This is a genomic window from Chryseobacterium sp. CH25 (assembly GCF_004119455.1).
Taxonomy (GTDB): Bacteria; Bacteroidota; Bacteroidia; order Flavobacteriales; family Weeksellaceae; genus Chryseobacterium.
Genome location: NZ_NRQT01000009.1, coordinates 1 through 11,633, shown reverse-complemented (window position 1 = coordinate 11,633; position 11,633 = coordinate 1). Strand labels below are relative to the sequence as shown.

General features: G+C 31.7%; 11 protein-coding genes and 1 pseudogene. 1 reads left to right on the top strand and 11 read right to left on the bottom strand.

The window, feature by feature from the left end; all coding sequences use genetic code 11:
- Window positions 1-109: 109 nt before the first annotated feature.
- The 4 genes from BOQ64_RS17940 to BOQ64_RS17925 form a co-directional block, all read right to left on the bottom strand.
- Entirely contained in the window at window positions 110-1,537 is a 1,428-nt protein-coding gene (locus BOQ64_RS17940) for a serine hydrolase (RefSeq protein ID WP_129057115.1), read from the bottom strand.
- A 5-nt stretch (window positions 1,538-1,542) separates the two neighbouring features.
- The gene (locus BOQ64_RS17935; protein WP_228448455.1) at window positions 1,543-2,490 is read right to left on the bottom strand and encodes a WG repeat-containing protein; all 948 of its coding nucleotides are present in this window, start codon (window positions 2,488-2,490) and stop codon (window positions 1,543-1,545) included.
- A gap of 74 nt (window positions 2,491-2,564) precedes the next feature.
- Window positions 2,565-3,992, bottom strand: coding sequence for an adenylosuccinate lyase (gene purB / locus BOQ64_RS17930; RefSeq protein ID WP_068943786.1), 1,428 nt, complete (start codon window positions 3,990-3,992; stop codon window positions 2,565-2,567).
- A gap of 242 nt (window positions 3,993-4,234) precedes the next feature.
- Window positions 4,235-4,609, bottom strand: a complete 375-nt coding sequence (locus BOQ64_RS17925; RefSeq protein ID WP_129057113.1) for a hypothetical protein — start codon at window positions 4,607-4,609, stop codon at window positions 4,235-4,237.
- Between the two features lie 196 nt (window positions 4,610-4,805).
- Between BOQ64_RS17925 and BOQ64_RS17920 the strand changes: the two genes are divergently transcribed.
- Entirely contained in the window at window positions 4,806-4,955 is a 150-nt protein-coding gene (locus BOQ64_RS17920; RefSeq protein ID WP_129057112.1) for a bacteriocin-like protein, read from the top strand.
- Between the two features lie 1,067 nt (window positions 4,956-6,022).
- Here BOQ64_RS17920 and BOQ64_RS17915 read toward each other — a convergent pair.
- The 7 genes and pseudogenes from BOQ64_RS17915 to BOQ64_RS17885 form a co-directional block, all read right to left on the bottom strand.
- Window positions 6,023-6,199, bottom strand: a pseudogene (locus BOQ64_RS17915) (RHS repeat-associated core domain-containing protein); the annotation flags it as partial.
- Window positions 6,200-6,253: 54 nt separating this feature from the next.
- Entirely contained in the window at window positions 6,254-6,493 is a 240-nt protein-coding gene (locus BOQ64_RS17910; RefSeq protein ID WP_129057111.1) for a hypothetical protein, read from the bottom strand.
- Window positions 6,494-6,842: 349 nt separating this feature from the next.
- On the bottom strand, window positions 6,843-7,286 hold the full coding sequence (locus tag BOQ64_RS17905) for a hypothetical protein (protein WP_129057110.1): 444 nt from the start codon (window positions 7,284-7,286) through the stop codon (window positions 6,843-6,845).
- Between the two features lie 94 nt (window positions 7,287-7,380).
- Window positions 7,381-8,289, bottom strand: a complete 909-nt coding sequence (locus tag BOQ64_RS24925) for an RHS repeat-associated core domain-containing protein (protein WP_410494458.1) — start codon at window positions 8,287-8,289, stop codon at window positions 7,381-7,383.
- An 8-nt stretch (window positions 8,290-8,297) separates the two neighbouring features.
- A complete protein-coding gene (locus tag BOQ64_RS17895) occupies window positions 8,298-8,774 on the bottom strand; it encodes a hypothetical protein (RefSeq protein WP_129057109.1) in 477 nt (158 codons plus the stop codon).
- 1 nt (window position 8,775) lies between these two features.
- Complete coding sequence (locus BOQ64_RS24920; protein ID WP_129057108.1) at window positions 8,776-9,729, bottom strand: RHS repeat-associated core domain-containing protein; 954 nt, start codon at window positions 9,727-9,729, stop codon at window positions 8,776-8,778.
- 949 nt (window positions 9,730-10,678) lie between these two features.
- Window positions 10,679-11,633 (bottom strand): RHS repeat-associated core domain-containing protein (locus BOQ64_RS17885; RefSeq protein ID WP_164975840.1); only part of this gene is annotated, 955 nt, incomplete at its 5' end.

Genomic DNA, 11,633 nt, shown 5'->3' with positions numbered 1-11,633 from the left:
ATTAATTTCTGTTCCATTCACCTTGGCAGCTCTTTTGGGAGTTATCATCCACCCTATTTTATTGAGTACAAATTTACTCTTTTTACTTTCTTTAACCTCAATCTTTTTCTTATAATACGAATGCCAGATTATTATCTTTGGTACCATCATTATTGGAGGTATTTTTAGAAGCACCAATCCATTCTTCTTTATTCAATACAAATTTAAAAGAATAAGGTTTTCCTTTTTCAAATCTAGAGACAGGAACCTCCAATTCATAAAGATTTTTATCCTTTTTTATCATCTGATATTCTTTATTTTCAGCATCCCAATTATTGAAACTTCCTGCTACGGAAACGGTATTGATAAGGTTTCCATCAAGGTTTTTCGGATGTGTGTAAGAAAAAACGATTTTATCTCCCTTTACGGAATATCCATACACTTGTTTTTTATCTGAGGTTGAAGTAAGATCGGTTACTAAACTATCCGTCCCATTATAAAGTGCGGTAAATGTTTCAGGTCCATTGATGTTCACAATGATACAGATTCCGATATTCAGTTCAGGAAATACAGTAAACAAACTGTTTATTCCATAGGATCCACCATGCTTAAATCCTCTTTTACCATGTTGAGTAATCCAATATTTATCCCAAAAATATCCATACCAGCCTTCTTTGCTGTTGTTAATGTTTCTTTGAGACTCCTGTACTGTTTTATCCTGTGGATTGAGTTCTTCTTTTAAAAACTTCACCATATCTCCCATTGTAGATTCGGTTTTCGAGCCACCTGCTCCCCATAAAAGGCTTTGCGCAACAGGCATCAGACGATAGTTTTCATGATATCCATTGGCCTGAGCTTCGTTTTTACCAAGCTCCAGTTTGGTATGGTTCATTCCAGCTTTTGAGAAGATATTTTCCTTCAAAAGCGTTTCATAGCTTTTTCCGTAAATATTTTCCAGCATAAGCCCCGTCAACTCAAGGCTTAAATTACTGTATTTATATTCTTTACCTGGCTCCATATTTAATGTAACAGTAGCCAGATCTTTTTTAAAGTCTTCTTTTGTATATCCCTTGTTGAGCTTCTCGTAAAGAAAAGCGGTCTCATCGTTCATGTTTTTCCTTAATTCATCATCAATAGGTAGATTTCTAGGCAAAGCAGTTTGATAAGAAATTAAGTCACGGACTTTTATTGAAGCTCCGTTATATTCTAAATTTGGATAAGAGCCTTTCAGGTATTTGCGTACATCATCATCAAGACTTATTTTCCCTTCCAGAACTGCCTGAGCTAATAATTGGCCTGTAAAAAGCTTGGTAACGGAAGCTATAGAGAAATAAGTATTATCATTTGCTTTATTGCCTTTTCCTTTATCTATTTCCCCAAAATGTTTGGTGTAGATTCTTCCATCTTTAATAACTCCAACAGAAACTGAGTATGCTTTGGATTCTGCAGCAACTTTCTGAGCCGCAGCATCTATCATTGAGTACATTGTTTTATCACTTTGTGCGTGATTTTTCACAAATACCAAGGCAAAAATAAATACAAGTATGTTTTTTCTCATTAAGTTTAATTCCGGTTATGTTTGAATTTGTTCGGGTTATCAGGATGTTCTTTTTGATATTGTTTTGCTTCTTTTATTTCATTTTTCAGCCAATCTTCAAAAGGAACTTTTTTTTCGTTGTAACTTATCGTGTAAAATGATTTGCCATCTTCTGAAACCAGGAATTTAAAACGATTAAGCATTCCCAGATCATATTTTGTATAATCATAGGTGTTTACCTGATAATAGGGGAAGTTTTCTTTTGGCCTTTCTACAATTTCAAAAAATAATCTCTTTTCTTGTTCAGGAATTTTATTGTATTGGTTTACATAGTAAAGATCTGACAGCAGTTTATTTTGCTGATCAAAAAACTGGAGAATATTTTTCTCTTTTTCATTGTATTGGAAAGGGTATGGATAGTATTTCCCAACAATTTTCACATCTTTATCAGAATGTTGGGTAAGTGGTTGAACCGTTTCTCCTTTAGCATTCATCATTCCCCATTTTCCACCCACTATTCTCTTATGCTCATCGTCTGTTTTTTCCCAATCACAGCCATCACAAAATGAAGCATATCCATAATTGAAATAATATACAAAATCATGTTTAGGTTCAATGATCACTTTTCCGTTTCTATCAGCAAAACCTATCTTTCCTTTTTTTACAAAGCGTCTTAATCCTTCTACAAAATAATCAGGTCCGTTATCATAACTAAAAGGCTGATATAAAAAATTGCCTTTCCTGTCATAAACATATCCCCATGCATTTACTTCCTGGTTCTCTCCTGTTTTATTTCCATCAAAAAGAATTGTTTCCCCTTCTACAACTTCTCCGTCTTTAAGGTCTGAGTAAATTTTAAATTGTGCAGGAATAATGATTTCTCCTTTTTGATTTTTTACTCCTACTAAATTGTCTTTGGAAGTAAAATACTTCAAAACTTCTTTCTCCTGAGAAAAAGCAAGTATGGGAATCATTGTTATGAATAGAAGGGCTTTGTTCATGGTTGGGTTTAAAATAAAAAATGCAGCCCAAAAGGCTGCATATTGTTTTATACTTTAAGATCAGCTTCTAATCCTATTAAGTCTTTATTCTGGTCTATAATCGGCTGCACTTCATTCTTGACAAATTCTTCTGTCTGAATTGGTGCAAACCCGATAAAGTTCTTCGGATCTAAAACTTCTTTTAATTTCGATTTATCTAATTTTAAAGAATCATCGTTTAAGATTCTTTCGATCAGGTCGTTTTCTTTTCCTTCTTCTTTCACTTTCTTGGAAGCTTCCATAGAATGAACTCTGATTACTTCGTGAATTTCCTGACGGTCACCACCAGCTTTCACTTCTTCCATGATAATGTATTCTGTTGCCATGAAAGGAAGTTCTTCTTCAATATGCTTGTTGATTCTGTTTGGATATACCACGATTCCGTTCATGATGTTATTCCAGATCAATAGGATCGCATCAACAGCTAAGAAAGCCTGAGGAATAGTTAACCTCTTGTTAGCAGAGTCATCTAATGTCCTTTCGAACCATTGTGTAGAAGCGACCATTGCAGAACTTGTGGTTAGAGACATTACATATTTTGCCAATGCCCCGATTCTTTCACTTCTCATTGGGTTACGCTTGTACGCCATTGCAGATGAACCGATCTGGTTTTTCTCGAATGGTTCTTCAATTTCCTTAAGGTTCTGAAGTAAACGTAAATCGTTAGTGAATTTATGAGCAGATTGAGCGATGTTTCCTAATAAGGCAACAACTTTAGCATCAATTTTTCTATCGTAAGTCTGTCCTGAAACTCCGAATACTTTTTCGAATCCGAATCTTTTTGAAAGTTCTTTATCTAAGTGTTTTACTTTTGAATAATCTCCGTTGAACAGTTCAAGGAAACTTGCAGCCGTTCCTGTAGTTCCTTTTACTCCTCTGAAACGTAGGGTTTCAAGGAAGAAATCTAATTCTTCGATATCAAGAACTAAACTCTGTAACCAAAGGGTAGCTCTTTTTCCTACTGTTGTTAACTGTGCAGGTTGGAAGTGTGTAAATCCTAATGTTGGAAGGTCTTTGTACTGAATTGCAAAGTCTGATAAATTCTTCATTACGTTTACCAACTTTTTCTTCAGGATTAAAAGTCCGTCACGGATCTGAATTAAGTCTGTGTTATCTCCTACAAAAGCTGAAGTAGCTCCCAAGTGAATAATTCCTTTTGCTGAAGGCGCCACATCACCATAAGTGTGAACGTGAGCCATTACATCATGACGGAATTTTTTTTCGTATTCTGCTGCTTTATCGAAATCGATATTTTCAGCATTAGCTTTTAATTCAGCGATCTGCTCGTCTGTAATTTCAAGCCCTAAGTCTTTTTCGATCTCTGCTAAAGCGATCCAAAGTTTTCTCCAGGTACGGAATTTGTTATTATGTGAGAAATTAAACAACATTTCTTCACTGGAATAGCGCTCTTCCAATGGATTTTTGTAGGAATTCATTCGTTCTTTTACTTTTTAGATGTACAAAAATACGGTTTTTCAGTGAGAGATGAAAATCTTGGTTTTATGATTTTTGTGATCGTTGTTTGTAGAGAATTGTGACAAGTTTTCACTTATAATTATATTGGGTTCGTAGTTCTATATTCACGTCTGCATCAATAACTGTAATATTTTTCTGAATTTGATCAGCTCAAAGTCAGGAGAATTTGCGAAATAGGAACTTCCTTAAAGGAAGTGTTATTCTATTTTAAATATCCATTTTTTCTGGACTCTTCAAAAAGATTATATACTATTATGCTATCTTTTCTAAAAATATATTCAACAGAATCACCTTTACTTTTTGAAACTGAATCACCTATTTGATATGAAAATCCTAAAACTTTCTGAGTTCCGTTAGAATATTTAACATAAGGAAAATTATGCTCTTTTTTATTATTATAAATATCAATTACTCTTGTGTACCTTTCAATAGATAATAATTGTCTTTTTACCAGTTCGTTTGAATTTATAATGAGATATAATATTGTAATGACAAAAATACCTACAAAAACAGCTATAAATATTTTAATAATTCTTTTGCTGGATTTATCAATTTCTATTTCTGTATTACTTTCCATAAGTCCAATTCTTATCTTCTAATGTAACCTTTTAGCTTGTAGCACTAAAAAGCATCTCTGTAAAATTACATTTATTTACAAGATCTGATTCTTTTTTCTACAGACAGTGATTTTATTTGAACATTTTTTATAAATTCGTTGCAAGCGGACCTCGAAAAGCTTACAGAGTAGAGTAACTAAAAACCAAATTAAACGTATGAGAAATCTAAAAAAACTAACAAAAACGGATTTAAAAACGATCTCAGGCGGATGGGTTCCACAACCGGGACAAAGCTGCCCAGATGGAACGTGCCAATATCGTGAAAACGGTCCCTGCAGACTATATGATGCTGACAAGTGTGTTTAAAAGATAAGCCTGACTGATGTCAGGTTTTATTTTGTAGTAAAAGTTTATAAACTTAGATCTAGATCTCTAAAAAATAGTACAATCCAAGTTTACTTTTACATTTTTAAAATAATAAGACATTGCAAAAACTTTTTAAATAATAAGAATACGGTTATTGAGATAATACTAAAGCTAATATAAAAAAAACAATTTTAAAGAATAAATTCTCTTTTCTAAAAATAAATATAATGTAATATATATATGATAGTACTAATGGGACTAAATATACAATAGTCATAAAATTTATCATTGCATTATTACTTCCTACTTTACGAGCATTAATAATTTGTTCTAATCCAAAAATATTATAATAGACAAGAAGAAAATATATAAAATTTATAATAAGAATTGCACAAAAATGAAACAAAAACTTACTCACCAATTTTAGACGTAGATTCCATTGATTGTTTAAGGATATCATGAGCTTTATTTATTTGATTATTAATTTGATTATAGTTGAAAATATGCGCTTTTTGTACTTCTATTAATAATGACTGATTAACATTGGAATCCAAGTCTACGGTTTCTAAATCAACCACTTTTACACTTTGTGATGTTATTGTATTCTTCTTGTTCTCTAATGATGTATAGTCTGAATAATTTTGACGTATAAGAGATTTTTCTAATAGGATTCTATGATTTAACTTATAACCTTCTTCCTCAAATGACTCATTTTTAGGAGTTTGATTTAAGTTTACTATATAATATTCATTTTTATTCAATTTCACGATATAAGGTTGTGCTTTTAATCCCATTAGCTTTTTGTATTCAGACCTCTTGATTTCTTTACCATTCTTATTATAATATTTATAAGATGTTGTTTTTTTTGTAATCATGACTGCCGATTTTTTTTCAATATCTTCCGATGTCACTAAGTCATCTGTCACTTCACTTCCACTAAGAGATTGAAAAAATTTTCTAGCAGTATTAAAACGATCCGTAGTACGCCCTAAATTTTCGCCTTCAGAATCATTAATGGTTGTGATAGTAAATCCCTTTTTAATCGGATCTACATTATCAAAAGGACTTCTGCCATCAGGATCAATAAATCTTATAGGATTATTAAATACATAATTATATAGAGAAAAATTACGTGAAGCTTCAGCCAATGGATCTAATACTCCCCATCTACCCAAATCCGACATATATATTCTTGCTCCATAATCATACATCCCAGTCTCTTGGAGTTCTTTGCCGTTGTACTTATTATTTTAAAGCTACTCATTGAGTAGCTTTAATACATCATTTATAAAATAATATCATAATGACCCATGTTCAATTTCATATTCATCATTTCCATTTAAAAATCTATATACTACTATTTTATCATTAGGATTTCCACATAATTTTAAATTAGCTGTATGCATATTATAGTAAGATTTTGTCATTTTTAGACCAATAAGAATCACATTCTTAAGATCATTTTGATATAATATATAACCTGACTTTTTCTTTAATACTTTTTGATTAGTAACAAGGTTATTTAGATAATCCTTCATATAAGGTTTTACATTATTTAATTTATCCTTTATATTTAGATTACTGGGTAAAATAAAATCACTACTTACTATAGTATCATTGATAGAAATTGTATAACAATTTTTGTTATTACATTTTTTTAAATCCTTAAAATTCGGAATGTTGTTTGTAATTAAAGATAGATTTTTCGATGTATCTATTTCATCATGACTTACCGTTTTTTATTATGAAAATTCAGATAGCTAATACGATTTTCATAAGTAAATTCCATTACTTCTATATCTTGTGCTGAATAAAAATGCGAACTAAATACCAGCAAAATACAAAAAAATCTATAACTCATTTTTTTTCTTTTTAGGCTTTTTTGTTTTAAAAAATTACATTAAACGTTTTTGCACTTTGAGTAAATGTAGAAAACTTTTCAGGTTTTATATTATAAAGCAATATTTTGTATTTCCCATTTGTATAAATTTTTGATATTCTACCAACATGCTCTTTAAATAAATATTCTTCTTTATATCCCCTTTTCTCCCAGTAATTATTCAAATAGTTTCCGATATCATTAGGTTCAACTTCTAATAACTTCCAATCATCAGATTCTTTTTCTTCATTTTTATAAGCAGAATATATGTATATGATTTGTTTATCATCATATTCAAAGAAAAAATTATTATCGCTCTTTGCCCAATTTATTATACCCTTGGGTAACGTTATTGAAAAATTTGTTGTATAATATATTTCGTGATCTGCAGAAGCATTTACTTTATTTATATATTTAAGTTTATTTTCATTGTTACCATACTCAAATATCATACTATCATTATTTATATTATTTTTGATATATCAATATATGAAGTACAAGAACTGATTAATAAAATCAATAATAAAAAGATTGAATATTTCATAATTATTTGTTTATTTTTTTCATTGCTTTTTTAAATGATGAATAATCTATTGTAATTATAGAACCTCCTGTATTATAAAACCCTACTGTGGGTGTATATGTATTAGGAGACGGTGTTCCACCTATTTGACCAGAAGGTAATGATCCTTGGTTTTCAGTCCATCCTAATACCATAGAAGGTTGTGTGTTTCCTATCATATTTTTAGGGTCTGTATCTTTACCTTTTCCTAGTGAGGGTGTAGGTGCTCCATAACTAGTAACATTACCATCACTATCGTAGTGCAAAGGATGCAGGTGGGCATCAGAAGCTGTCTTATCACCTTTTTCACTCAAATCTTTCTTAGCATCTATCCATTCTTTAGCCCCAACTTCTCCTGCTTTCTCTCCTGTTACTGTTTTTGATGATTTCCCATTTTGTCCAAACAAAAATCCTTTTCCAGTTCCTGTTTTATCTGTTTTACCAAAAGTATATATATCGTCAATTTGTTTTAATTGATCATTAGATACCTGATTAATAACATGACCTGCACTAATTGTGACATCTGTATCAGCTTCCTTTTTACTAGTGGTTAAAACTACTTTTTTATCAAGTTTTCCATCTTCAACATGTTTTGTAAGCTGACCTTTTAAGTTATAATAATCTGTAAGAGGACTTCTTCCATCCGGATCAATAAACCTTAATGGATTATTAAATGCATAATTATAAGGGCTATGTCTTGTCATTTTTTCTGCCAGTGGATCTACGACTCCCCATCTTCCCAGATCCGCCATATACATCCTTGCTCCATAATCATACATCCCCGTCTCCTGCAACTCCTTCCCGTTGTACTTGTAATTTAAATACCCACCCAAAAGGCTTTTAAACTCACTGATGTGGTTTAATCCAAATGGGTAGGCATTGAATATTACCAACTCCCGGCTTATGTATGGGGTTCGTCTGATATTTCAATTATTTTAGAGAAAATCCATTTTTTACTTTTACTATTGTATTTGAGAAGTACCTTCCTTTCATCTTCAAAAATAAAAAAAGGAAAAGAACCTTCAGAATACATTTTATAATTAGTTGACATTATTTTTAGTGTTACAACTAAAGAGTTTTCATAAATATTATCAATTATTATATCGAATAAAAATGTATTATCATTTCGAAATTTTAGAAAATTTTTAAAATCACCTTCATTTTTAAAGGGTATTATTTCAAAAGAATATTTTTCTTCAATATAATCTGTTTTTAAAAAAGATATATTCTTAGGTATGATAAAAGTTAATTTTTTATTATTAACAGTAGAATAATCTCCTTTATTAATAGAATAACTTTTATTAATTAAGGAATATAAATTCAATTCTTGCGCATTAACGGAAGAAAATAAAAATAAAAATAAAATAAGATTTTTCATATTATTGAGGTCTAGGTCTTGAAAGATTAATTATTGCAGCTCCTATTTTTATTTTTTCAACGTTATTTTTAAAAGTACCATAATTCATAGTATGAACAGAGCCGGAATTATTGTAATAAGTTATTATTTTATTATAGTTAGCTGGATCTAATGGAACAAAATTACCAACAGTACTTTGGGCACTTGTTATCTCAGCACTTGTTATTTTACTTGTATTAGTTGCAACATCATATCCCAGAACTGCATTTGGTTGAGTGAAAAGTGCTCCAGATTTATCGGCTCCAGATGGATTAAATCCACCAACGATAGCATTACCACTTGTGTCAAATTTCAACACAGCATCATGAGTATGAATATTGTGCGATAAACCATAACCTTTGCCTGTAAGTTCATTTTCAGCTAAACCCGTCTTTACACTTCCTTTATCTGTGCTAGAAACAGTGGCTAAACCTTCTAAACCATTTTTATCTCCTACTACGATTGCTTGTTCATTCATACCGTTAGTTTCCATCTTAGAATAAGCTGCATCCATTTCAGAAATTAAATTCTCTGAAGGTAGGTCAATTAAACCATCTGAATAGGCTTTAGAATTTAGAGTTATTTTTCCGTCTTTAATTGAAGATGTAATTCTATTTTCTTCAGCAGAATTTAATGCAACTCTTACTTTTCCATTATTAACACCATCAGTTCCTAAATAACTTCCATTTAAACCAAAGTAATCAGTAAAAGGAGCTCTTCCATCTGGATCAATAAAATAAATAGGATTATTTACAGCATAAGCATATGGAGTATGACGACGATACATTTCCGCCAGCGGATCCACCACTCCCCATCTACCAATATCCGGCATATACATCCTTGCTCCATAATCATACATCCCAGTCTCTTGAAGCTCTTTCCCGTTGTACTTGTACTGATAAGCATTCTGGGCAATTCCGTTATCTTCATGCAACATCCCGAATGGATAATATAATTATTTACATCCACAATCTCTCCAGGCTTCCAAACTGTGTTACAAAATCTACCAATACACTGGGTTACTGAATACTGTCTAGGTTGCATGATTCCATCTTTATTAGTATCAGTATAACTTAGTCTTACATTTCCTAAATGATCTGTAAAATTATACACATACTGATTCAGTAAAGCATCATAATAGCCTTCTGAAGTAGGGATAATTCTTAGTTTCAGTTCCGGGACTTCGTTAGGATCGGGAACAAACATCCCTTCTCCGTTCCACGACTCTACTAAAAACGTAGATTTGTATTGGAATCCATCTAGGTAATCGGTTTCTAAATTTCCAAAGAGCTTCTTTAGCTTACTTCCATCGGCTCTGTAGGTATACTGGGTTACCTTAGAGTCTTGGGTAATCTGCCTGGGTAAATTTAAATAAATTATACTGAATCTTTTATTTAAATGACTATACCAAAGTTATAGTTCTGTTTTATATATAAACAGAACCGCAATTACGACACAAAGCCCACCGCAATTGCGGTGGGTTTTTATTATCCTCTCAAAGTCGGGAGACTTTGCGTAGTGTAAAGAAGCATTATTTTTTATTTAAAATAATATTTTCTTTAAACATCATAAGTTTTTTATTTCCAATTATTTTAAGCTTATAATCTCTTTGATTCATATAACCGTTAGATAGCATATTAGTAACTACGTTTTCTTTATTACATCTTAAATATAGAGTATCTTGTAAAATTTCCCACTTACCTCTACATTTCGGAGAAGCGTCTTGAGATTTGTACGATATATGAAAACTATCTTTTTTATTAAAAGATTATATTCTTTTGGAAAACCATTCGAAACACCTTTATATTGGTAATTACCATATAGGTTCTTCTTTGTAATGCAAGAGCATATAACAAAAAATAAACAAAATATTCCTAATTTTTTCATTACTTGATTTTTATATTTGGGCAACCGTTTTTAAGGGTAAAAGTACTGGGTAAGGTATTCAACGTAGCCGCATTATGAGGATAAGCATTAATCAAATCAGTTTTTGTCGAATTTACATTTAATGGTGCAACGGCTGTATTCGCTCTGCCTCCAGGATTATATAAAGTACCTCCATCAAGTCCTTCTACCCAACCAGAAGTAATATCGTTAGCTGAATTTACAGTCGTTCCCGATGTTGAAGGTAATCCAGAGACTGAAGAAGGATCATAAAAATATTGCGACTTATACGCTGAAACTTCGTCTCCTATATCTTGAGCAACTACATTACCTGTAGTTCCGTCAAAACCAATATCTCCAGATTCAAATTGCGCTCCGTGAGTCATTTCGTGTACAAAATTAGCATCTGTTCCATATGTAAGAACAATATTACCTGTACTAGGATCATATGTTGTCCCCCCAATACCTGAAGAACTAATACTGCTTAAACTGTAAACTTGAGTACTTGCTTCCAATGTGTTCATATTGTTAAGAGTAGATGTCAAACTTTGAACTTTATCCGATAATGCTCCACCTGTAACAATATTAGCAGCAATAGCTAATGTTTGTTGAACTTGGACAGCCTGTTTCTGTCTATTCCATTCGGCTTGACTTCCTGGTTCTATTTGTTCTGGAGCTCTACCATCAGGATCAATAAATCTTATCGGATTATTAAACGCATAATTATACGGACTATGTCTCGTCATTTTCTCAGCCAACGGATCAATCACCCCCCATCTTCCCAAATCCGGCATATAGAACCTTGCTCCATAATCATACATACCCGTTTCTTGGAGCTCTTTCCCGTTGTACTTATAATTTAAATACCCACCCAAAAGACCTTTAAAATCACTGATATGATTCAATCCAAATGGATAATAATTGTTCGTATCAGTTACTTCAAGAACGCCTGCGCTG